Genomic DNA, 22201 nt, shown 5'->3' on the forward strand with positions numbered 1-22201 from the left:
AATCCCACCCCGGACGAGACCGCGCCGGACGCCCCGCTCGCGGGGCGTCCGGCGCGCCCGCGACCTCGCTATGGGGCCTGTCGGGACCTCGCCGTGGGGTCTGTCGGGACCTCGCCGTGGGGCCTGCCGCATCAGGTGGGAATTTAGGCCCCCGCGCCGAACCCACGCCCATGTCAGACGACGACGCTCCCGACGTGCTCGTCCTGCGGAAGGGAACCCACGGCATGCCGGTCGGCGACTACGCCGACGATATCCGCGAGCGCCTGCCCGACGCCGACGTTCGCGTGGCCCGGACCCCGAAGCAGGAGCGCGACCTCATCGCACGCGCGCCGGTCGTCACGGGGATGGAGATTTCGGAGGACCTGCTGGCTCACGCGGAAGACCTGAAACTGTTCGCCTGCGCGTACGCGGGCACCGGCCACCTCCCGCTCGACGCGCTCGACGAGCGCGGCGTGGCGGTCACGAACGCCTCGGGCGTCCACGGGCCGAACATCGGCGAGCACGTCGTGGGCAACGTGCTGGTGTTCGCGCGCCGCCTCCACGAGGGGTGGCGACGCCAGCAGAACCGCGAGTGGCGACACTTCAAGGCGGGCGAACTGCAGGGGAGCACCGTCACCGTGGTCGGTCTCGGAGCCATCGGCCACGCCGTCGTCGAGCGCCTGCAGGGGTTCGGCGTCGACACAGTCGGCGTGCGCTACACCCCCGAGAAGGGCGGGCCGACCGACGAGGTGGTGGGGTTCGACGACGAGGCGTTCCACGGTGCGCTCGCCCGGACCGACTACCTCGTGCTGGCGTGTCCGCTGACCGAGACCACCCGGGGACTCGTCGGTCGCGAGGAACTCACGACCCTGCCGCCCGAGGCCGTCCTCGTCAACGTCGCCCGCGGGCCGGTGGTCGAGACCGACGCCCTCCTGAGCGCGCTCCGAAAGGAGCATATCCGGGGCGCGGCGCTCGACGTGACCGACCCCGAACCGCTCCCGGAGGACCACCCGCTCTGGAATCTGGAGAACTGCTTGGTTACTCCGCACTGCTCGGGCCACACCCCCGAGTACTACGCCCGGACGGCCGACATCGTCGCCGAGAACGTCCGGCGGTTGGAGGACGGCGAGGAACTGGAGAACCGGGTGGTGTGAACCTCCGAGCGGGCGGTAGCGACTATCTCGGCGACCACCTTTATCCCGTCCCCTGACGACGGTCGAAACATGCGAGCCCGAATCGAACGCGCGATGACTCGCGCCAAGTACGCCGCCATCGGCGGGTCCATCGGCGGCGCTGTCGGGGGACTAATCGGCCGGAACGCCGCGAGCACCGCGGCTGGCGTCGGTGCGCTCGTCGGTGCGACCATCGGCGAGAAACGCGGGTCGGTCGATGCGGTCCTCACGCGGGTCACGGACGAGGACGCCCGAGAACGCTTGCGTCCCGGGAAGTGAGGCGTTCGGGAGTCGCGAGGCTGACCGCGAGCTAAATCCAGCCTTCGCTCCGCAACAGCTCGCCGTTCAGCACCGCCGCGCCCGCCGCGCCGCGAATCGTGTTGTGCGCGAGGCAGTTGTACTGGACGCCGCTCGCAGTCTCCTGCACGCCGCCCGCCGCGATGGCCATCCCGCCGCCCACGTTGCGGTCGAGTCGCGGCTGGGGCCGGTCGGGCTCGTCGAACACCTCGATGAGCGGGTCGGGCGAGCTCGGCAGGTCGAGGCCCTCGACGCCGCGGAAGGCCTCCTCCACGTCGCTCGCGGTCGGGTCGTCTTCGGTCTCGGCCCAGACGTTCTCGAGGTGGCCGTCGATGGTCGGCACCCGGTTGCACGACGCCGACACCTCGGCGTCGTGGTGGGACAGCTCCGCGCCGTCGAAACTACCGAGGAGTTTCCTCGACTCGGTCTCCATCTTCGCCTCCTCGCCGCCGATGTGCGGGATGACGTTGTCGAGTATCTCCATCGAGGTCACGCCCGAGTAGCCCGCGCCCGAGACGGCCTGCAGGGTCGAGACGTGGACGCGCTCCAGTCCGAACTCGTCGAGCGCCGCGAGGGTGGGGACCATCGTGATGGTCGAGCAGTTGGGGTTCTTGACGACCGCGCCCGACCACCCGCGCTCGTCGCGCTGGACTTCGAGCAGGTCGAGGTGGCCCGGGTTTATCTCGGGGATGACGAGGGGCACGTCGTCGGCCATCCTGTCGTTCGAGGAGTTCGACGAGAGGACGTAGCCCGCCTCGGCGAAGCCGGGTTCGACCTCGGCCGCGACGCCCGACGGTAGCGACGAGAACAGCAGGTCCACGTCGTCGGGGACCTCGTCGGGGTCGGTCGCCCGGACGGTGAGGTCGGCGACCGATTCCGGAATCGGGGCGTCGATGCGCCACTTCGCGGCCTCTCGGTAGGAGAGGCCCGCACTGGACTCGCTCGCGGTTACCGTTGCCAGTTCGAACTCGGGGTGGCCGTCCAGCAACTGGATGCATCGCTGGCCGACCGCGCCCGTCGCGCCGAGAACGCCGACTCGTACGGTCATTGTCGGGGTTGCGGGCTACGGTAGCAAAACGGTTTGGATACCCCCTGTTCTTGCACGTCCGGCGGATGCGCTTTACTCGGCGACGCGCTCCACGGAGTCACATCGCAATCCACCGCGAGCGAATGCAGAGCGAGCGGACCAAGGAACCTTCGACCGACCGAGAGCAAGGCGGCGGAGCCGCCTTGCTCGAAGCGAGGGAGGAGGTGACGCCGTGTCGTCGTGAACGACGGCTCGTCAGAGCTTCACTCTGACGGTGGTTTTGATCGAGATGTTGCAAGAGCGCAAGTCCGGAAGCCGGAGGCTTCCGGACTTGCGAATGCTGGAAACGGCCGTCTTATTTCTTTCGCGTGACGTAGCCCGCGATGCGGTTGCGGACGCCCTTCGACTCGATGTTGGTCAGCTTCGTGACGCTCTCTTTGTTCTGGTCGAAGTCGGTCGTGAACGCTTCCGGGTACCGCTCCAGCAGGATGTTCCCGGTCTTCTTGACGTAGTCGGGTTTGATTGGCATACATTGATTTCTACGGCCGGAAAGTAAGTGCGTTGCGGTCTCCGGCGACGTGGCCGGTCCCCAAAGCTTACGCCTCGCCCGCGAGACCCCCGACCCATGCAACTGGGCGTGATATCGGACGTTCACGGCAATCTGGTCGCGCTGGAGGCGGTCCTCGACGACATGCCCGAGGTGGACGCGCTGGTCTGTCTGGGCGACGTCATCGGCTACAATCCGTGGCCCGGCGAGTGCGTCGACCGGGTCCGCGAGGCGGCCGACGTCGTCGTGAAGGGCAACCACGAGCGGATGGTCGAGACCCCCGAGCGGTACCGCCACCACGAGACCGCCTACGCGGGGCTCGCTCGCGCCGACGAGGACCTCACTGACGGGCAGTTCGAGTGGGTCCGCTCGCTCCCCAAGCGCCGGACCGTCGCCGACGACCGGTTCCGCGTCGTCCACAGCCACCCCGACCCGGAGTACGAGGACGCGTACGTCCGGCCGCCCCAGTTCCCGGAGATGCGGCCCTATCTGGACGACTACGACGGCCTGTTCCTCGGGCACACCCACATCCAGCACGAGGCCACGATAGACGGCCGTCTCGTCCTGAACCCCGGAAGCGTGGGCCAGCCCCGGGACTCGAACCCGGCCGCGGCGTACGCCGTGGTCGATACCGACGAGGCGACCGCCGACCTCCGGCGGGTCGAGTACGACATCGACGCGGTCCGCGAGCGGGTCGAGGAACTCGGGATGCCCCGCGAGACGTGGGCGCGACTGGTCGAAGGGCGGTAGCGTCCCGAGAATCCGCTCGTTCCCGGCCGTCTCAGTCGGTCTCGACGTGCTCGTCGAGGCGGTCGAGCGCCTCCCGGACCCGGTCGCCCCCGCAGTTGCGTCCGACCTCCTCGAAGTACGACAGCCGTCGCCGGAGCGCCGTCTGGTCGTAGGCGTCGACGCCCAGCCGCGAGGCCGCGACGGTGGCCTCGACGACCGCGCCGAATCCCCGGTTGGTCGTGGGGACGACCCGCCGCTCGACGCCGGTCTCGCGCGGCCGGAGTTCCCACTCCTCCCAGCGCGTCCCGCCCGACTCGCCCGACTCGACCGGTTCGGCGTCGACCGCGGCCCACGCGTCGGCCGACGGTAGCACCGGCGACTCGACCTCGAATATCGACAGGGCGGCGTCCACGAACGTCACGGGGTCGCGGGTGAACTGGACGCGACCGCCGCCCCGCCGGTGGAAGTTCCGGCGAGTCCGGGTGTCGCCCCACGTCCGGGCGGTCACGGGGTCCCCAGACCCCTCGGGCGGGTGGAGGCCGAGCGCGGCGGCGTTCCAGCGGCCGTTCGGCCCGAGCGTGGTCACGACCGACTCGGTGACCCCCCGGAACTCGACGGGCCACTCGGCTCCCGGTTCGCTCGCGTCCCTGCCCTCGCCGTCCGCGTCGCTCACACCGACACCTCCCCGCGTTCGAGCGCCACGAACAGCCCGCCAGCGATGAGGTCGGCCGTGGTACCGGGGTTGACGCCGTCCTCGACCAGCGATTCGGCGAACGCCTCGACCACCTCGGGACCGCCTTCGAGCGCCTGCTGGGCGCGGACCCGGACGCTCTCTGCGACCTTCTCGCCGTGCTTCGTCGCGACGAGGGTGTCGGGTTCGCGCCCGAGCAGTTCGAGGTAGACCCGCGCGGCCCGCGCCGACGCCGGACCCTCCAACTCGGCGAGTCGGTCTGCCGCCCGGAAGGTGCGCTCGAAGCCGCCGGTCCACTCGGCGGCGATATCGTCGTCCTCGTCGCCCAGTGCCAGCACGTCGTACAGCGCGATGTCGCGCTCCTTGACCGCCGGAATCGCGTCGCTCCCGCGGCGGACGTCGAGGTCGGCGGCGTCCTCGGGCGGGTCGCCGACGAACACGTCGGCGTGGTCGAACGCCCGGAAGAAGCCCGCGGCGTCGGCGACGGTGGTGTCCTCGACGACTCGGGTCACGGCCCCGGGCGAGAGCGGCCGGTCGCCCTCGGCGGCGGCTTTGACGAGGGGGACCAGCAACAGGAGCGCGCCGAACTGGGTGTTGTCGCCCTCCTGCTGGCTCATCCCGGCGACCGCGCGCTCGAACGCCTCGCCGACGGGCGCGCCCCCCTCGGCCGCGCGCAGGCCCGGCCCCGCGCCGACCGCGCCCGCGAGGAAGTGCTCGAATCGCAGGCCCGGGAGGTCGCGCTCGCGGTCGACGTTGCCGGGCTTGGGGGTCCCGGAGACCTCCAGCAGGAGCGCGAGCTGGGCGTTCTGCGCGGGAGTCATGCGCGCACCTCCGATTCGGCTTCGGGCTCGGATTCGGACCCGGCGAACCACTCGTCGGTCGCCCGCCCGACCCGCCGGAGGACCGCGGGGTCGTCGCTCGGCCTGCCGACGCTCACCGCGTCGGCACCGTGGGCGAGGTACTCCCGGACCGACTCGCGGTCGCGCACCTCGTTGTTGGCGATGACGAACAGGTCGGCCGATTCGGCGACGTCCGCGATTACGCCCTCCGAGTCCATCGCGTCGACGTGGACCGCGTCGCCGCCCGCGTCCTCGATTGTGCGGGAGATTTCGGTGAGGTCGACGCCGGGCACCTCCGCGCGGACCTTCACGCTCACGGTCGCGCCCGCGTCGGCCGCGACCCCGACCGCCTCCGCGAGGCGGTCGGGGTCGCGGAGGAGGGCCTCTCCTGCTCCGGCCCGGCACATCTCGTCCTGTCGGCAGTGGGCGTTCACTTCGAGGACGGCGTCACGGTCGGCACAGATTCGGGCGGCCTCCCGAACCGGCTCGGAACCGGCAGCCCGGACGTTGAACCCCGCCCGGAGGTCGGCGTCTTCGAGTGCGGCGAGCTGGCGGTCGACGAACCCGAGGGAGTCGTCGGGCAGGAACTCCTCGCGGTCGCGGCCGACCAGTTCGCGGGCGGCCTCGCGGGTCTGGTCGTCGAGCGCGATGCCCCCGAGGAACGCGGCTCCGGCGAACTGCTCTCCCCGGACGGCCCAGTCGGCGTCGGACCGGCCGCTGAGGCTCGCGAGCGCGACTCTGGGTTCGAACATCACGCCACCCCCCGCGCATCCAGCGCGTCGACGACGGCCTCCGCCACGCGCTCGGCGTCGGCCTCGTCGTCCATCCGGGTGTCGGTCCGCACGACCGGCCGGTCGAGGTCCGTGCCGTCGGCGTCGTCCAGCACGAAGGCGTCGGCGAAGTCGTAGGCCGTCGCGACGCCCCGCGTCGAGGGCTCGTAGCCGACCGCCTCCATCAGCTTCGCGGCGGGCCCGGAGAACACCTCGTCCTCGACGAAGGGAGAGACCGCGACCACGGTGGCCGATTCGAGCGCCTCGCGGAGCCCGTCGATGGCCGCGATGGGCCCGATGCTCGTCACCGGATTCGAGGGACCGACGACGACCGGCCCCTCCTCGATGGCCCCGAGCGCGGCGGGACTCGGCTCCGCCGAGTCCGCGCCGCGGAACTCGACTCGCTCGACCGCGGGGTCGGCGCGGTGGGCGACCCAGAACTCTTGGAAGTGCATCTCGTCGGGGTAGTCGGCCCCGGTCTCGTCCTCGTTCTCGTCTTCGTCCTCGTCTTCTTTCTTGCTCGCGGCCGTGTGGACGATGCTCGCCACGGGGTCGTCGCTCATCGGCACCACGTCCACCGGCACGTCGAGGGCGGCCGCGAGCAGGCGGGTGACCTCGGTGAGAGACCGCCCCTCGTCGAGCAGACTCGTCCGGGTGAGATGTATCGCCCGGTCGCGGTCGCCGATCTCCATGAACTCAGCGATGCCAGAGAACCGCCGCCATCGGGCGATGTCGCGGCCCTCGGTCTGGGCCGCCTCGGGGAGGTATCTCGGCCCGGGTTCGAGGCCCACCGATTCGGCGAGGTCTCGGAGTTCCCCGTGGGTCTCGGTCGTGTCGTCGGCGATGCCCCACCACCGCTCGCGGTCGAGCACGTCGCCCTGTTCGAAGAGGACGGTGTCGATGTCGGGGCAGACGAGCAGTCCCCCGAGTTCCACGTCGTCGCCGGTGTTGCCGACGACGGTGGTCTCGGCGGGGTCGAACACCGATTGCGCGCCCGCCAGGAGCTTGGGGGTTCCGGTGCCCCCGGAGAGAAACGTCACCATGTGGCGACGTGCGGGTTCCGGGAGGTAAACCCTTGTGCTGTCTGCGAGGGTTGCGTTCGGAACGACTGATACGGACGTGGTACTCGTGCGTGGACGGTTTTCGACTCCTCTGCGTTGGGTTTGATTCGGTCGTCTCGACTACTCGCACGTCACCTATGAAACCGCAACCACACCCTCCCCAACCGACTGCGTTTCTCGGACGTTCGCTTCGCTCACGCCCTGCGATACTCGTCCCTCGCGCGGTTGGCGCGGGCCAAACCGCGGCCCGCGCCAGCGCGCGCCGAGTTGACTGTCCCACCGGCTGACTCTCCGCGGGACAGTCCACCGGGCGACGACCGGCAAGACAATCCACCGGGTGGGACTGAAAGGGGCCGCCCGCTCGCGTTCTACGTGGTCGTCTCAGCGACCCCTATCCGAGTGAGCGAAGCGAGCGAGGATATGTCGCTGAGCGACCGCGAGCGGGCGGGGGCTTTCGAAGCGTTCTCGTTCACGGACTCTGTTTTTCGTAGCGAGCGGGCGGGGGCTTTCGAAGCGGTCTCGTTCACGGACTCTGTTTTTCGTAGCGAGCGGGCGGGGGCTTTCTGGCTGTTCGTCGTCTCGTCTTCTCCAGTCGTTCGAATCGAACGTTTTCCCACGGCTAAACCCCGAAAGCGGTCCGGCGGTTTTTATACCAAGCCGCCGAACTCCGGAATATGAAGACCATCAAGGACAGCGTCCACGACCACATCGAGGTCGAGGGCGTCGCGCGAGCGTTGCTGGACACGCCCGCGGTCCAGCGGCTCCGCCGCATCAAGCAACTGGGACCCGCCCACCTCGTCTACCCCTCGGCGAATCACACCCGGTTCGAGCACAGCCTCGGGGTCTACTATCTGGCGTGCGAGGCGCTCGACCACCTCGGAATCCACGGCAAGCGCGCCGAGCGCGTCCGGGCGGCCGCCATCCTCCACGACGTGGGCCACGGCCCGTACAGCCACACCATCGAGGCGGTCATCCACCGTCACACCGGCAAGTACCACGACGACGTTCACGAACTGCTCGCCGAGCGGTCGGTCGGCGACGTGCTCCGAAACCACGGCCACGACCCCGCCGCGGTCGCCGACCTCATCGCGGGGGAGGGAAAGCTGGGCCAGCTCGTCTCGGGCGAACTCGACGTGGATCGGATGGACTACTTGGTGCGCGACGCCCACCACACCGGCGTGCCCTACGGAACCATCGACCACTCGCGGCTGGTCCGGGAGCTGACGCTCATCGACGGCGAGCTCGTCCTCGGGGAGGGCAACGTCCCGACCGCCGAGAGCCTGTTGCTCGCGCGAGCCCTGATGAACCCCACGGTCTACAACCACCACGTCACCCGCATCTGTCGGGGAATCCTCAAGCGCGCGAGCGAGCGCCTGCTGACCGAGACCGACGTGAGCGCCGAGGAACTGCGCCGGATGGACGACCACGACCTGTTCGCGACGCTCCGGAGCGAGCCAGAGACCGCGGAGTTCGCCCGGCGGCTCGGCGCTCGGGACCTCTACAAGCGCGCGGTCTGGGCCGAGATGGGAGACGTTCCGGACGCGGTCATCGACGCCGACCACGACGCCATCCTCGACTACGAGGCCGAGATAGCCGACGAGGCAGACGTGGATCGCGGCGAGGTCATCATCGACGTGCTGGGTCGCCCGAGCATGACAGAGTCGTCCTCGCGGGTCATCGTCAACGGCGACATCAGGCGGCTGGGCGAGCAGTCGGCGCTGGTATCCGCACTCCGGCACGTCCAGCGCGAGCAGTGGCGACTCGGGGTCTACGCGCCGAGCGACGCGACCGACGCCGTGGGCCACGCCGCCGAGCGCGTGTTGGGGCTGGAGACCGACGGCGCGCTCGTCAACGAGGTTCGGACCCCCGGCCAGCGCACGACGCTCGACGAGTTCGGGTCGCGGGACTGAACGGGTTCGAGCCCCGGCGCTGAAGGGGTTGCGACTCGGCCTCCCCGTCTCCGCGACGCGGGGTGGCGACGACGCGGAACGCTCCCCACTTATATATTTTACCTTACGTGAATAAATATAAGTCGCTGGAGGTTGTTACTTCCTATCATGGGGACGAAACCCAGACGAGGTTACGACGCCGCCGATCGACGCGCCGACTCGCTCGACGCGCTCGAACTCGCGCCCGTCACCGGGTGGAACGCCCACTACGTCGACGGCGAGTGGCGACCGCGTGAGAACCGCGACACGCTCGACGTGATGAACCCCGCGACCCGGGAGCCGGTCGGCGCGGTCCCCGCGGGGACCGACGCCGACGTGGAGGAGGCCTACGCGGCCGCCGACGCGGCCCGGCGCGCGTGGGCCGAGCGCACCCCCGACGAGCGGGCGTCGGTCGTGGCCGACGCCCGCGAACTCGTCGATGCCTACCGGGAGGAGTTCGTACACCTGTTCGCGGTCGAGTGCGGCGGCGCGCGCCTGAAGGCCGACATCGAACTCGACCTCACCGGGGGAACGATGTCGGTCGCCGAGGACCTCGCCGACTCGTTCGGGACCGACGAGCGCGAGTCGGTCGTCGAGGGCAAGCGCAACCTCCTCACCCGGGAGCCCGCGGGCGTGGTCGGGGTCATCTCGCCGTGGAACTTCCCGCTGTACCTCTCGATGCGGGCGGTCGCGCCCGCGCTCGCGCTGGGCAACGCCGTGGTCCTCAAGCCCTCGACCCACACCGCCGTGGTCGGCGGGCTCGCGGTCGCGCGCATCTTCGAGGAGGCCGGGCTCCCCGACGGCGTGCTGAACGTCGTCACCGGAACGGGGTCGGAGATCGGCGAGGCCGTCGCGAGTCACTCGACGCCGTCGGTCGTCTCGTTCACCGGCTCCACCGAGGTGGGCCGAGAGGTCGGCGCGGCGGCGGCCGAGCAACTCTCGACCCCGGCGCTCGAACTCGGGGGCAACAACGCCCACATCGTGACCGACGACGCCGACCTCGACCGCGCTGTCGACGGCGGCGTCTTCGGGTCGTTCACCCATCAGGGTCAGGAGTGCATCTCCATCAACCGCCACCTCGTCCACGAGTCGGTGTACGACGAGTACGTCGAGCGACTCGCCGCCCGCGCCGAGCGACTCCCGATGGGCGACCCCCGCGAGGAAGGGGTGGTGGTCGGCCCGGTCCAGAACGCCTCCCAGTACGAGACCATCGTGGACCTCCTCGAACGGTCGGTCGAGCGAGGGGCGGAGATCGAGGCCGGAGGCGACCACTACGAGTGGTTCGTCGAACCCACCGTCCTCTCGAACGTCGCGAACGACATGCCCATCGCGGCCGAGGAACACTTCGGTCCGGTCGCGCCGGTCGTCCCCTTCGAGACCGACGAGCAGGCCATCGAACTCGCCAACGACACCGAGTACGGTCTCTCGGGGTCGGTTCACTGCGAGGACCGAGAGCGCGCGATGGACATCGCGCGCCGACTCGACACCGGGATGGTCCACATCAACGACCAGCCCCTGAACGACGAGCCTCACGTCCCCTTTGGCGGGGTCGGCGCGTCGGGAATCGGCCGGTACAACGGCGAGGCCATCGTCGAGGCGTTCACCGAGACCAAGTGGATTTCGGTGCAGGACGAACCCCGGGAGTACCCGTACTGAGGTCGTCGGGGCGGGGGTCCCGCGGGACCCCCGCCCCGACGACCGCCCCTGCCGTGACCCCGGTCTCGCGCTGGTCTCGCGTCGGCCCCTCGCCGGTCTCGCGCCGGTAGCCACTGCGACCGTCGGCCCCCGATTCGTCCGAAAGGGGGAGGTTCAAGGGGGTTGCGGCCCGTGACGAACACATGATAATCGAGGGGACCGTCCTCCGGGGTCCGGAGTTCGACCCCGTGGAGGGCCGGGTCGTGGTCGAGGACGGAGCGATAACCGCAATCGAGGAGGAGTCGGTCGATTCGTCGGACATCGTGGTTCCGGCGTTCGTCAACGCCCACACCCACATCGGCGACTCCATCGCGAAGGAGGCGGGCGCGGGCCTGAGCCTCGACGAACTCGTCGCGCCGCCCGACGGCCTCAAGCACCGACTGCTCCGGGCGGCCTCCCGCGAGGAGAAGGTCGAGGCGATGCGCCGGTCGATCCGGATGATGGAGCGGACCGGCACCGCCTCGTTCCTCGAATTCCGAGAGGGCGGCGTCGAGGGGGTCTACGCCCTCCGGGAGGCCGCCGAGGGCCTCGACGTCGACCCCGTGATTCTGGGCCGCGAGACCGTCGAGGCGATGGAGGCCGCCGACGGCTTCGGCGCGAGCGGTGCGCGCGACGGGGAGTTCTCCCGCGAGCGCAACGCGACCGCCCGCGAGGGAAAGATATTCGGCATCCACGCTGGCGAGCGCGACCCGACCGACATCAACCCCGCGCTCGATCTGGACCCCGACTTCCTCGTCCACGTAGTCCACCCCGAACCGCTCCACCTCGACCGAATCGAGGACAGCGAGATACCCGTGGCGGTCTGCCCGCGCTCGAACCTCGTCACGGGGGTCGGGGTCCCGCCCATTCGGGACCTCCACGAGCGGACCACGGTGGCGCTGGGCACCGACAACGTGATGCTCAACAGCCCCTCGATGTTCCGCGAGATGGAGTTCGCCGCCAAGCTCGCCGACGTGAGCGCCCGCGACGTGCTCGCGATGGCGACCCGGAACGGCGCGCAGATCGCGGGCCTCGACTGCGGCGTCCTCGCGGAGGGCCGACCCGGGAAGCTCCTCGTGCTCGACGGCGACTCGGACAACCTCGCCGGAGCCCAGGACGTGGTCCGCGCGGTGGTCCGCCGGGCCGGAGCGGGCGACGTGTCCGACGTGGTGCTGTGAACGCGTCCGACGTGGTGCTGTGAACGCGTCCGAAGTCGTGCTGTGAGCCGGGGAGGGTCGAACGGACGGGCCGTTGCAGGCGAGCGGCGACCGCGCGGTCGCCGCTCGCCTGCAAACAGTTAAGGTACGTCGTGTGCTATCATCCGACGAACGGATGTACGACCGGATACTCGTGCCGACCGACGGTTCGACCGACACCGAGCGCGCGGTCGGACACGCCGCCGAACTCGCGGCCGCCCACGGCGCGGAGCTACACGCGGTCTACGTCGTCAACTCCGCGACGTTCACCGGCCTCCCGATGGAGACCTCGTGGGAGGGCATCGACGACGTGCTCCACGAGGAGGGCGAGGCCGCGCTGGAGCGCGTCGAGACCATCGCGGACGAGTACGACGTGCCGGTCGCCTCGCGCCTGCTCGAAGGCACGCCGAGCAGGCGCATCGTCGAGTACGCCGAGGGCGAGGACTGCGACCTCGTGGTGATGGGCACCCACGGACGGGGCGGCATCGACCGCCTGCTTCTGGGGAGCGTCGCCGAGGGCGTGGTCCGGGCCTGCACGGTCCCCGTCCTCACCGTCCGGGTGGGCGACGAGGGCGAGAACGGGGAGGACTCGCCCGCCGCCACCGAGTCCGAGTCGGACGCCGAGACGGGTCACGTCCCGGTCGAGTAGCCTATACTGGCCGGAGGTGTTCGCAGTCGCCCGCGTGGACCCGGACCCGGCCCTCGTCGGTCTCGACCACGAGCGACCCGGGGAACGCCACGTCGACGGCCTCGCCGACGACCTCGCCGTCGGCGCGCTCGACCCGCACGCGCTGGCCCAGCGTGGCCGACCGCTCGCGCCACGCCTCGACCGCGGATTCGGGGTCCCCGCGGAGGTCGTCGAACCGCTCCAGCAGTCGCTGGACGAAGACCCGCCGGTCGACCTCGCCGACCTCCTCGCGGAGGCTGGTCGCTCCCTCGGGGAGGTCGTCGACCGGAATATTCGCGTTCACGCCGATACCGACCACGACCCACGAGACGCGGTCTGCCTCGCCTTCCATCTCGGTCAGGATTCCGGCGAGCTTTCGGCCGCCGCGGTCGCCCTCGGTGCCGACTAAGACATCGTTCGGCCACTTGATTTCGGCCGGAACGCCCGCCTCCCGGGCCGCGTCCGTGGTGGCGACCGCGGCCGCCAGCGTCAGCGCCGGGACGTGGGCGGGCGGGAGGTCGGGCCGGAGGACGAGGCTCGCCCAGACCCCGCCGCTCGGGGCCGACCACGCGCGGTCGAGCCGTCCCCGACTGCCGGTCTGCTCGTCGGCCAGCACGACCACGTCCTCGGCCCCCTCGGCGGCGAGTTCGCGGGCGCGGTCGTTGGTGCTTCCGACGGCGTCGTGGTACTCCACCGAGAACGGCGCGTCGAGCCCGAACTCGACCGCGGGGCCGCCGTACTCCGGTATCCCTTCGAGGGCGTAGCCGTCGTCGCTGCTCTCGATGTCGAACCCCGAACCGCGGAGTCCCTCGACGTGCTTCCAGACCGCGTTGCGCGAGACGCCGAGGTCGTCGGCGACGTCGGGTCCGGGGACGGGACCCTCCGCGAGTCGTTCGAGGACCGCCCGGCGCGTGTCGTTCATGGCCGGGGGTAAGGCCCCTCGGGACAAGAATCGCCTGCTTCCCCGCTCACGCGAAACACTCGACCGGTTCGCCCGTCTCCCACGGGTCGGGGTCGAGCGCGTCCTCGTCGTCTCGGGGGCCGGTGTCTTCGGCGCGAACGACGACCGACTCGTCAACGTAGTAGGACGCGAACACGGTCGGCGAGTCCCCGTGCATCTCGGTTCCCTCCGGCTGCTCTACGGTTTCGGAGTAGGTGTACCGGACTCGGACGACCGCGGCCCCCTCGGGCGCGTCGTCGGTCCGAACGTCCCTGACCGACGTCGTCTGGCGGGTGAGGTCGTCGCCCCACTCTTCCACCAGCGCGTTGCGCCGGTACGCTCGCTCGTACGCCTCGACGTACTCGGCGACCTCGTCTTCGTCGGCCAGCGAGTCCGGGCGAGTCGGATACGCCGTCGGCTCGACCGCGTCCTCGGCGTCCTCGTCCGGAGGGTCGGGGTCCGGCCGGTCGGCCATCGAGCAGTCGTACTCGGGCGGGGTCGTTCGCGACTCGTCGGTCGACTCCGTTTTCGAGGTCCGTTCCCGCGGGCCGCTCGCCGAGACACCCGGCGAGCGACAACACCGCGGTTCCGGTCAGGGCGAGCGCGCGGCGGCGGGAGGGCGACGTCATCGAGGCCGGATACTGGCCGCTCCCGCAAGTATCTTGTGTGGAACTCCGTCAAAAAACGTTGCTCGGCGCCGCTACTCGATGACGACCAGCACGTCGCCCATGTCGACGCTGTCGCCCTCGCCGACGGCGATTTGCGTCACGGTGCCGCCCCGCGAGGCGACCACGTCGTTCTCCATCTTCATGGCTTCGAGGACGCAGACCACGTCGCCCGACGCGACTTCGTCGCCCTCCTCGACCGTCACGTCGAGGATGGTGCCCTGCATCTCGGCGGTGACGCTCTCGCCCTCGCCGTCGACGCTCACGTCGTCGCCCCCGCCCGAGTCGCCGCCCGCGGGCTCGGGCTTCTGTCCGGTCGCGCCGCCTCCGCCGTTACTCGCGGGAATCGCGGCCGCGCCGCGCTCTTCGAGGTCGACCTCGAATCGCTTGCCGTTGACCTCGACCGTGAACTCGCGCTCGACGACCTCCTCGTCGTCGGTCGTCGATTCGGTCTCGCTGCCCCACTTCTCCTGAGCCTCGTCGATGCGCTCGGGGTCGAGCGTGTTGTCGAGGTACTTGGTGGTGTGGGTTCCCGCCACGAACGGCTCGTCGTCGAGCATCAGCCGGTGGAACGGGATGATCGTCGGGATGCCCTCGATGTCGTACTCGGCGAGCGCGCGCTTCGACCGGGCGATGCACTCCTCGCGGTCGCTCCCGTGGATGATGAGCTTCGCGACCATCGAGTCGTAGTCGGTCACGAGGTCGTCGCCCTGCCGCAGCGCGTCGTCGAGGCGCACGCCGATGCCGCCCGGCGGGTCGTAGGTCGTGAGTTTGCCGCCAGTGGCGGGCGCGAACTCCTCGGCGGCGTTCTCGGCGTTGATTCGGAACTCCATCGCGTGGCCCTCTAGCTCCACGTCGTCCTGCTCGAAGCCGAGTTCCTCGTCGGCCGCGACCCGGAGCTGCCACTTCACGATGTCGATGCCCGTCAGCTCCTCGGTGACGGTGTGTTCGACCTGAATCCGGGTGTTGACTTCGAGGAAGTAGAAGTCGGCGTCGGGCCCGAGGAGTTCGCCGTCCTCGCGGTCGGGGTCCTCCTCGACGAGGAACTCGAAGGTGCCCGCGTTGTAGTAGCCCGCGGCGTCGGCACCGCGGCGCGCGGCCTCGGCGATCTCCTCGCGGAGTTCGTCGGTGAGCGCCGGGGACGGCCCTTCCTCGATGACCTTCTGGTGGCGGCGCTGGAGCGAGCAGTCCCGTTCCCCGAGGTGGCGGACGTTGCCGTGGTGGTCGGCGATGATCTGGACCTCGATGTGGCGCGGGTTCTCCAGATAGCGTTCGAGGTAGACGTTGTCGTTGTCGAAGTACGCCTCCCCCTCGCGCTTGGCGGATTCGAGCTGGTCGTCGGCCTCCTCGGGGCCGCGGACGACCTTCATCCCGCGGCCGCCGCCGCCGCCCTCGGCCTTGATGGCGATGGGGTAGCCGTGCTCGTCGCCGAACTCGGTGACCTCCTCGGGGTCCTCGACGGGGTCGGTCGTGCCGGGCACGATGGGCACGTCGGCGTCCCGCATCGTCTTGCGGGCGTGGGTCTTCTCGCCCAGCTGCTCCATCGAATCCGCCGAGGGGCCGACCCACGTCACGCCCTCGGTGTCCTCGACCTTGCCCCCGAACTCGGCGTTCTCCGCGAGGAAGCCGTAGCCGGGGTGGATGGCGTCGGCGTCGGCCTTCTTCGCGGCGTCGATGACCGCCTCGTGGTCGAGGTACGAGTCGGCCGCGCGTGCGGGACCCACGTTGTACGCCTCGTCGGCGTACCGGACGTGTCCGGAGTCCTTGTCGGCCTCGCTGTAGACGGCCACGGTGTCGATACCCAGCTCCTCGCACGCCCGCATCACGCGGACCGCGATTTCGCCTCGGTTGGCGACGAGAACCTTGTCGAACATCCTTGGCGGCAAATATTCGGGTGGGTTACCTCATTCTGTCGGTTCTCGGTGACGGATCGGGACGTTCGTCCACTTCGACCCGTCGGTCGGTCGACGACCGCGAGAAGACTCGCCTCACCCGTTCACGACCGCCGAGACGAGCTTCGACTCGGCCTTCCGGAGCAGGTCGGACGCCGTGCTCTCGGCGCAGTCGAGTTCGTCGGCGACCTCGGCCAGCGACCCCTCGCGGGGCACCTCGTAGTACCCGAGCGACGACGCGACCGACACCGCCTCGAACTGGCGGTCGGTCAACGCGCCCGCGACGGTGGCGTGTCTGCGGTCGTACTCGCCGACCTCCGCTATCTCGGCGTCGATGCGCTCGGGCAGGTCGTCGAGGAGCGCCCGCAGGTCGGCCGACTCGCCGACGACCGTGAACCGCATGTGTCCCTCGCCGGTGTACTCGACGGGCGGGACGACCAGCAGGTGGCGGCGAGCGAACGCCTCGCGGAACTGGCGGTCGGCCTCGCGGGTCTCCTGTCTGACGTAGGCGTAGAACGACTCCGAATCGATGGGGGCCAGCGTGTACTCGGCGACCGACCCCACGTCCGAAATCGCCTCCCGGTAGGGGTCTATCTCGCCCTCGACGTAGAACAGCACGTACTCGACTGCCTCGCCGGGCAGGAGGTTCCACGCCAGTAGCTCCTCCCGAGCGACCGCCTCCGAGTCGGCGATGAAGTTCTGCATGGGGTGGCGAGTCGCCCGCGGTTGGCGCAGCGCGAGCGTGAGGTACTTCACGACCGACCCGTCGGACCGGCAGAACTTAAACGACCTAGATGCTTCGACGGAGGACCTATCGAGCGCTCGGCACAACCTCCGTCCATGAGCGAGACCCAACCGGGCCCGGCCGACGCCGAGGGCCCGGAGCGAACGGAGCGGGACCCGCGAGCGCTCGCCGAGGCTCCCGAACCCCCGCAGCTCCCCGGCACGCCCGTTCTCGGCAACACGCTCGGGTTCGTGCGCGACCCGTTCGGGTTCTACGACCGCCTCGAATCCGTGGGCGACGCAGTGGGCTACAGCGTCGCGGGCCGGGAGTTCTGCACGGTGTTCGAACCCGACTACGTCGAGCAGATTCTGGTCGAGGACAACGAGCGGTTCGTCAAGAGCGAGGCGTTCCGCGACGCGGCCGCGGGGTTCGCCGAGCGCGGACTCCTCCTGACCGAGGGCGAGGAGTGGCGCGACCAGCGCGTCCGCATCCAGCCCGCGTTCACGCCCGACCGCATCCGGAGCTACGCCGACGCGATGGTGACGTACGCCGAGCGAACGCTCGACCACCTCGCCGACGGCGAGGTGGTCGACGTGCAGGACGCGATGTCGGAGCTGACTCTCCGGATTCTGGCGAAGTCGCTGTTCGACATCGACGTCGAGGGGCGACGCGAAGTCGTCCGGGAGGCCGCGGCCGCGCTCAACGAGCGCGGGGACGCGGGCGGCGCGTCGGCGTTCCTCCCCGACTGGGTACCCACGCCGAAGAACCGCCGGTTCGAGCGCGCGATGACCGACTTCGAGGCGATGGTGGACGACCTCGTCGCGGAGCGCCGCGCAGACGACGCAGAGTACGACGACCTGCTCTCGCTGTTGCTCCGCGCCGAGGGACCCGACGGCGAGACGATGGCCGAGGAGGTGGTCGGCGACCAGCTGGTCACGTTCCTGTTCGCGGGCCACGAGACCACCGCGCTCGCGCTGACCTACGCGTGGCACCTGCTCGGGCGCAACCCCGACGAAGCGGAGAAACTCCGCGCGGAACTCGACGCGACCCTCGGCGACGACCCCGCCACGATTGCCGACCTCCCCGACCTCGGCTACACCGAGCGGGTCGTCAGGGAGGCGCTCCGGCTCTACCCGCCCGCCTACGTCCTCTTCCGGGAGCCGACCGAGGACGTTCGAATCGGCCCCTACCGCATCGAGGCCGGGACGAACCTCACGCTCCCCGCCTTCAAACTCCACCGCGACGGGCGGTTCTACGACGCCCCCGACGAGTTCCGGCCCGAGCGTTGGACCGCCGACTTCGAGGACGACCTCCCCGACTACGCCTACTTCCCCTTCGGCGGCGGGCCGCGCCACTGCATCGGGATGCGGTTCGCGATGACCGAACTCCGGCTCGTGCTGGCGACGATGGCCCGGGAGGTCGCGTTCGAACCGGTCTACGAGGGCGACCCCGACCTCGCGATGAGCGCGACCCTCAAGCCGACGACCGAGATGCGAATGCGCGTCCGGAAGCGCTGAGCCCCGCTTCGGCCCTCCCGTGGTGGAGTACCACACCACGACAACGCTTATTCTCCGACGCTGACGAATCGAGGACGATGACCGACATGGACCCCGGGACCTACTACGACGAGTTCGCCGAGGGCGAGTGGGAGCGACTCGACCGCGACCCCGTCACTCGGATGGAGTTCGAGAACACGACCGACTACCTCGCGGAGTTCCTCCCCGACTCGGGGCGGGTCCTCGACGCCGGGGGCGGTCCCGGCCGGTACACCTGCTGGCTGGCCGAGCGCGGGTACGAGGTCGAACACTGCGACCTGAGCGCCGAACAGGTCGCCATCGCCCGCGAGAAGGTCGCCGAGCGCGGTCTCGGCGACCGCGCGACCTGCCAGCGGGGCGACCTCCGGGACCTCCCCTTCGCGGACGACGCGTTCGACGCGGTCTGCTGTCTCGGCGGCCCCCTGAGCCACGTCGTGGACGACGCCGAACGCGCCGACGCGATGGCGGAACTCCGGCGGGTCGCGCGAGGCGGCCACGCGAGCGAAGCGAGCGAGGCCGCCTCGCGCGAGTCCGCCGGTGCCCCCGCCTTCGTCTCGGTCATCGGCCGGTTCGCCATGCTCCGGGACGTCGTCCAGTTCTCGCTGGAGGACGCCCACGGCCTGCTCGCGCCCATCGCCGAGGACGGCGACTACACCGCAGAGCGCGTCGAGAAACTCGGCTCGGGCGAGGGCTGGGCCGAGTGCCACGGCTTCCGGGCCGACGAGTTCGAGGCCGAACTCGAAGACGCTGGCTTCGACGTGGACCGACTCGTCGGTCTGGAGAACGTCGCCACCCGGACGAAACGCGAGTTGGCCGACGCCGACGAGGCGGCCCTCGACGACGTGCGCGAGGTCGTCCGAACCCTCCGCGAGGACCGGACCGCGGTGGACTTCTCCGAGCACATGCTCGCGGTCTGTCGGGCGTGAGGAGCGAGATACCGATGTCCCTCGACTGCTATATATCTCTCATATAAAATACTTAACCCGAGGGTCGCCCAGTCCGACGTGCGGCCGGAGGACCATGACCCACGACCCGATAACCGAACCACCCGACTCGACCCGCGGTGACGCCACCGACTCGACCGCTCGCTCGCCCGACGCCGAACCGACCGCTCGCTCGCCCGACGAACTCCGCTCGGTCGTGGTCGCGTACGATGACCGCCCGGACCGTCGAACCGTGTTCCCGCCCGACCGCTCGGGAGTCGAACGCATGTCGGCGTGGCTCACCGCCGACGACCGCGTGTTCGTCGACCTCGGAGACGCCCGCTGACGCCGAGACCCGCGCCGTTCTTTTCCGGAATACAGTTCAATTTGAACCGTTATAATTAAGAACTCTCGCTCTGCGCCACACGCACATGGACCTCGCCTATCGCCTGCTGATATACTTCGTGGCCATGATAGGCCCGACGGTGCTGTTCCTCGGGCTGATGCGCGGTCTGGAGTGGCTCCGCGACGACGCGCTCCTCCTGAGCATCGCCGAGAGCGAAACCGCCGACCCCGAGGTGTCCGAGGCCGCGGCCCGCGCCGTGGGGCGGGCCCCGGTTCTGGCCGACGGCGGCGACCCGAGCGACGGGGACCGCGCCGAGACCGACGCCAGCGAACCCGAGTCGGTCGTCTGCTCGTCGTGCGGCGAGTCGAACCGAGCCGAATCGACGTACTGTCGGGCGTGCGTCGGGGAACTGAGTTAGAGACGAGAGCCGACGGAAAGAGCGCGAGCGAACGCTCGCGCTCTTTCCGTCCAAACGAGAAAAACGGGAAGACGGACGGTTTACAGGAAGTCCTCGATGTGGTCGGCGACCTCGTTGGGGGTGTCGCCGACCGGGACGCCCGCGTCGTTGAGGGCGTTTATCTTGCTCTCGGCGGTGCCGGTGCCGCTACCCGAGACGATGGCTCCGGCGTGGCCCATGCGCTTGCCCGGCGGGGCGGTCCGGCCCGCGATGAAGCCCGCGACCGGGGTGTCCATGTTCTGGGCGATGTACTGGGCGGCCTCCTCCTCGTCCTCGCCGCCGATCTCGCCGCACATCACGACCGCCTTCGTGTCGGGGTCGTTCTCGAACAGTTCGAGGGCGTCGATGAAGTCGGTGCCGATGATGGGGTCGCCGCCGATGCCGATGGCGGTGGTCTGACCGATACCGCGCGAGGTGAGGTTATCGACGACCTGATAGGTCAGGGTGCCCGACCGCGAGACCAGCCCCACGTCGCCCGACTCGAAGATGTTGCCCGGCAGGATGCCGAGCTTGCTCTCGCCGGGGGTGATGATGCCCGGGCAGTTCGGACCGATGAGCCGGGTGTCGACCTCCGAGAGGCGCTTGTACACCTTCGACATGTCCTGCGTGGGGATGCCCTCGGTGATGGCGACCACGAGGTCGAGCGGCGCGTCGAGCGCCTCGAAGACGGCGTCGCCCGCGAACGCGGGCGGGACGAACACGACCGACGCGTCGGCGTCCTCCTCGCGAGCGGCCTGCTCGACGGTGTCGTAGACGGGGACGCCCTCGACCTCTTGGCCGCCCTTGCCCGGCACCGCGCCAGCGACGACGTTGGTGCCGTACTCCATCATCTGCTGGGTGTGGAACTTCCCTTCGCCACCCGTGATGCCCTGTACGACGACTCTGGTGTCTTCGTCGACTAGAACGCTCATGCTTCCACCTCCGCGTACTCGACCGCACGCTGTACCGCGTCTTCGAGGGTCTCCTCGACCGTCACGAGTTCGTCGTTCAGAATCTCGCGGCCCTCCTCGGCGTTGGTGCCCGCGAGTCGGACGACCACGCGCTTGGGAATCTCGTCGAACTGCTCCAGCGCGTCGTTGATGCCCTTGGCGACCTCGTCGCCGCGAGTGATACCGCCGAAGATGTTGAACACGACCGCGTCGACGTTCTCGTCGGAGAACACCATGTCGAGCGCGTTCGCGACGCGCTCGGCTTTCGCGCCACCCCCGATGTCGAGGAAGTTGGCGGGCGACCCGCCGTAGTAGTCCACGAGGTCGAGCGTCGTCATCACGAGGCCCGCGCCGTTGCCGATGATGCCGGTGTTGCCGTCGAGTCGGACGTAGTCGAAGCCGTACTCTCCGGCCTTGCGTTCGAGGTCGTCCTCGAAGGTCTCTTCCTCCATCTCCGCGAGGTCGGGCTGGCGGAACAGCGCGTCGTCGTCGATGTTCATCACGGCGTCGGCCGCGACGACCTCGTCGTCCTCCGTGACCATCACGGGGTTGATCTCGATGTCGCTGGCGTCGCTGTCGTCCCAGAGTTCGAACAGCGTGGTGAGGATGGACGCCACGTCGGAGGCCACCTCGCGGGGGACTCCGGCGTCGTAGACGACCTTCCGGGCCTGGTAGGGGTGCATCCCGAACGCCGGGTCGACGTGCTCGCGGGCGATGGCGTCGGGGTCCTCCTCGGCGACCTCCTCGATGTTGACCCCGCCCTTGGTCGAGACCATGGCGACGGGCTTGCCCTCGCCGCGGTCCATCGTCACGCCGACGTAGAGTTCGTTCTTGAAGTTCACGGCCTCCTCGACGAGGACCTCCTCGACGGTGTAGCCCTTGAGGTCCATCCCGAGGATGTCCTCGGCGGCCCGTTCGACCTCCTCGCGGTCGTCGGCGAGCTTGATTCCCCCGGCCTTGCCGCGGCCCCCGACGTGGACCTGCGCCTTGACGGCCACGGGGTAGCCGATGTCTTCGGCGGCCTCGACGACTTCGTCTACCGACGACGCCAGCGTCGACGCTGGCGTCGGGATTCCCGCATCGGCGAAGACGCGCTTCGCCTGATACTCGTGGAGTTTCATCTTGGACTCGGACGGTACTTTCGGGGAAAGCGAGTTAGTAGTTCCGAAACGCCGGGACCGCACGCCCGTGGTCGGCGCGGCGCGCGCGCCGC

At 69.7% G+C, this 22201-nt stretch carries 24 protein-coding genes; 12 read left to right on the forward strand and 12 right to left on the reverse strand.

Features of this window, described 5'->3' with window-relative positions; genetic code table 11:
* Window positions 1-170: 170 nt before the first annotated feature.
* Both NGM10_RS13765 and NGM10_RS13770 read left to right on the forward strand, forming a co-directional pair.
* Window positions 171-1133, forward strand: a complete 963-nt coding sequence (locus NGM10_RS13765) for a D-2-hydroxyacid dehydrogenase (protein ID WP_253479669.1) — start codon at window positions 171-173, stop codon at window positions 1131-1133.
* Between the two features lie 69 nt (window positions 1134-1202).
* A complete protein-coding gene (locus NGM10_RS13770) occupies window positions 1203-1430 on the forward strand; it encodes a hypothetical protein (protein WP_253479671.1) in 228 nt (75 codons plus the stop codon).
* A gap of 31 nt (window positions 1431-1461) precedes the next feature.
* Here the strand turns inward: NGM10_RS13770 and asd are convergent, their stop codons facing one another.
* Both asd and NGM10_RS13780 read right to left on the reverse strand, forming a co-directional pair.
* The gene (gene asd / locus NGM10_RS13775) at window positions 1462-2496 is read right to left on the reverse strand and encodes an aspartate-semialdehyde dehydrogenase (RefSeq protein WP_253479673.1); all 1035 of its coding nucleotides are present in this window, start codon (window positions 2494-2496) and stop codon (window positions 1462-1464) included.
* A gap of 334 nt (window positions 2497-2830) precedes the next feature.
* Window positions 2831-3004, reverse strand: a complete 174-nt coding sequence (locus tag NGM10_RS13780) for a 30S ribosomal protein S17e (protein WP_253479676.1) — start codon at window positions 3002-3004, stop codon at window positions 2831-2833.
* Window positions 3005-3100: 96 nt separating this feature from the next.
* On the opposite strand from NGM10_RS13780, the gene NGM10_RS13785 reads away from it, so the two are divergent.
* A complete protein-coding gene (locus NGM10_RS13785) occupies window positions 3101-3772 on the forward strand; it encodes a metallophosphoesterase family protein (RefSeq protein ID WP_253479678.1) in 672 nt (223 codons plus the stop codon).
* 31 nt (window positions 3773-3803) lie between these two features.
* Here the strand turns inward: NGM10_RS13785 and NGM10_RS13790 are convergent, their stop codons facing one another.
* From NGM10_RS13790 to cofD, 4 genes are read right to left on the reverse strand one after another with little or no spacing between them, the layout of a single operon-like run.
* Window positions 3804-4424: a DUF447 domain-containing protein gene (locus NGM10_RS13790; RefSeq protein WP_253479680.1), complete on the reverse strand. Its 621-nt coding sequence runs from the start codon at window positions 4422-4424 to the stop codon at window positions 3804-3806.
* Window positions 4421-5263, reverse strand: a complete 843-nt coding sequence (locus NGM10_RS13795; RefSeq protein WP_253479682.1) for a triphosphoribosyl-dephospho-CoA synthase — start codon at window positions 5261-5263, stop codon at window positions 4421-4423. Before NGM10_RS13795 ends, NGM10_RS13790 begins: the two co-directional genes overlap by 4 nt.
* Window positions 5260-6033, reverse strand: a complete 774-nt coding sequence (locus tag NGM10_RS13800) for a tRNA-dihydrouridine synthase (RefSeq protein ID WP_253479683.1) — start codon at window positions 6031-6033, stop codon at window positions 5260-5262. Before NGM10_RS13800 ends, NGM10_RS13795 begins: the two co-directional genes overlap by 4 nt.
* Window positions 6033-7094, reverse strand: coding sequence for a 2-phospho-L-lactate transferase (gene cofD / locus NGM10_RS13805; RefSeq protein ID WP_253479685.1), 1062 nt, complete (start codon window positions 7092-7094; stop codon window positions 6033-6035). The genes NGM10_RS13800 and cofD overlap by 1 nt, the downstream gene beginning before the upstream one ends.
* Before the next feature lie 438 nt (window positions 7095-7532).
* Between cofD and NGM10_RS13810 the strand changes: the two genes are divergently transcribed.
* The 5 genes from NGM10_RS13810 (at window position 7533) to NGM10_RS13830 (ending at window position 12559) form a co-directional block, all read left to right on the forward strand.
* Window positions 7533-7790 carry a hypothetical protein gene (locus NGM10_RS13810; protein ID WP_253479687.1) on the forward strand — a complete coding sequence of 86 codons (258 nt, stop codon included), beginning with the start codon at window positions 7533-7535 and terminating at the stop codon, window positions 7788-7790.
* A complete protein-coding gene (locus NGM10_RS13815; protein ID WP_253479689.1) occupies window positions 7787-9022 on the forward strand; it encodes an HD domain-containing protein in 1236 nt (411 codons plus the stop codon). Before NGM10_RS13810 ends, NGM10_RS13815 begins: the two co-directional genes overlap by 4 nt.
* A 147-nt stretch (window positions 9023-9169) precedes the next feature.
* Entirely contained in the window at window positions 9170-10696 is a 1527-nt protein-coding gene (locus tag NGM10_RS13820; RefSeq protein WP_253479691.1) for an aldehyde dehydrogenase family protein, read from the forward strand.
* 182 nt (window positions 10697-10878) lie between these two features.
* Window positions 10879-11892 (forward strand): amidohydrolase family protein, encoded by a 1014-nt coding sequence (locus NGM10_RS13825; RefSeq protein ID WP_253479693.1) that lies wholly within the window; start codon window positions 10879-10881, stop codon window positions 11890-11892.
* A 154-nt stretch (window positions 11893-12046) separates the two neighbouring features.
* On the forward strand, window positions 12047-12559 hold the full coding sequence (locus NGM10_RS13830) for a universal stress protein (protein ID WP_253479694.1): 513 nt from the start codon (window positions 12047-12049) through the stop codon (window positions 12557-12559).
* 1 nt (window position 12560) lies between these two features.
* Here the strand turns inward: NGM10_RS13830 and NGM10_RS13835 are convergent, their stop codons facing one another.
* The 4 genes from NGM10_RS13835 to NGM10_RS13850 all read right to left on the reverse strand — a co-directional run bounded on the left by NGM10_RS13835 (window position 12561) and on the right by NGM10_RS13850 (window position 16830).
* Window positions 12561-13499, reverse strand: a complete 939-nt coding sequence (locus tag NGM10_RS13835) for a biotin--[acetyl-CoA-carboxylase] ligase (RefSeq protein ID WP_253479695.1) — start codon at window positions 13497-13499, stop codon at window positions 12561-12563.
* Window positions 13500-13545: 46 nt separating this feature from the next.
* Window positions 13546-13992, reverse strand: a complete 447-nt coding sequence (locus tag NGM10_RS13840) for a hypothetical protein (RefSeq protein ID WP_253479696.1) — start codon at window positions 13990-13992, stop codon at window positions 13546-13548.
* A 225-nt stretch (window positions 13993-14217) separates the two neighbouring features.
* Complete coding sequence (locus NGM10_RS13845; protein WP_253479697.1) at window positions 14218-16056, reverse strand: acetyl-CoA carboxylase biotin carboxylase subunit; 1839 nt, start codon at window positions 16054-16056, stop codon at window positions 14218-14220.
* A 114-nt stretch (window positions 16057-16170) separates the two neighbouring features.
* Window positions 16171-16830, reverse strand: a complete 660-nt coding sequence (locus NGM10_RS13850) for a helix-turn-helix domain-containing protein (protein WP_253479698.1) — start codon at window positions 16828-16830, stop codon at window positions 16171-16173.
* Window positions 16831-16914: 84 nt separating this feature from the next.
* Here NGM10_RS13850 and NGM10_RS13855 point away from each other — a divergent pair, with 84 nt between their 5' ends.
* The 4 genes from NGM10_RS13855 (at window position 16915) to NGM10_RS13870 (ending at window position 20020) form a co-directional block, all read left to right on the forward strand.
* Window positions 16915-18315 carry a cytochrome P450 gene (locus NGM10_RS13855; RefSeq protein ID WP_253479699.1) on the forward strand — a complete coding sequence of 467 codons (1401 nt, stop codon included), beginning with the start codon at window positions 16915-16917 and terminating at the stop codon, window positions 18313-18315.
* 77 nt (window positions 18316-18392) lie between these two features.
* Entirely contained in the window at window positions 18393-19259 is an 867-nt protein-coding gene (locus NGM10_RS13860; RefSeq protein WP_253479700.1) for a class I SAM-dependent methyltransferase, read from the forward strand.
* A 94-nt stretch (window positions 19260-19353) separates the two neighbouring features.
* Entirely contained in the window at window positions 19354-19602 is a 249-nt protein-coding gene (locus NGM10_RS13865; protein ID WP_253479701.1) for a DUF7511 domain-containing protein, read from the forward strand.
* 85 nt (window positions 19603-19687) lie between these two features.
* A complete protein-coding gene (locus tag NGM10_RS13870) occupies window positions 19688-20020 on the forward strand; it encodes a DUF7577 domain-containing protein (RefSeq protein WP_253479703.1) in 333 nt (110 codons plus the stop codon).
* Window positions 20021-20100: 80 nt separating this feature from the next.
* Here the strand turns inward: NGM10_RS13870 and sucD are convergent, their stop codons facing one another.
* Together sucD and sucC are read right to left on the reverse strand one after the other, a co-directional pair.
* The gene (sucD, locus tag NGM10_RS13875) at window positions 20101-20970 is read right to left on the reverse strand and encodes a succinate--CoA ligase subunit alpha (RefSeq protein WP_253479705.1); all 870 of its coding nucleotides are present in this window, start codon (window positions 20968-20970) and stop codon (window positions 20101-20103) included.
* Entirely contained in the window at window positions 20967-22172 is a 1206-nt protein-coding gene (gene sucC / locus NGM10_RS13880) for an ADP-forming succinate--CoA ligase subunit beta (RefSeq protein ID WP_303656621.1), read from the reverse strand. The genes sucD and sucC overlap by 4 nt, the downstream gene beginning before the upstream one ends.
* Between the last annotated feature and the right edge of the window lie 29 nt (window positions 22173-22201).

Source organism: Halorussus salilacus (assembly GCF_024138125.1).
In the GTDB taxonomy this organism is placed as follows: Archaea; Halobacteriota; Halobacteria; order Halobacteriales; family Haladaptataceae; genus Halorussus; species Halorussus salilacus.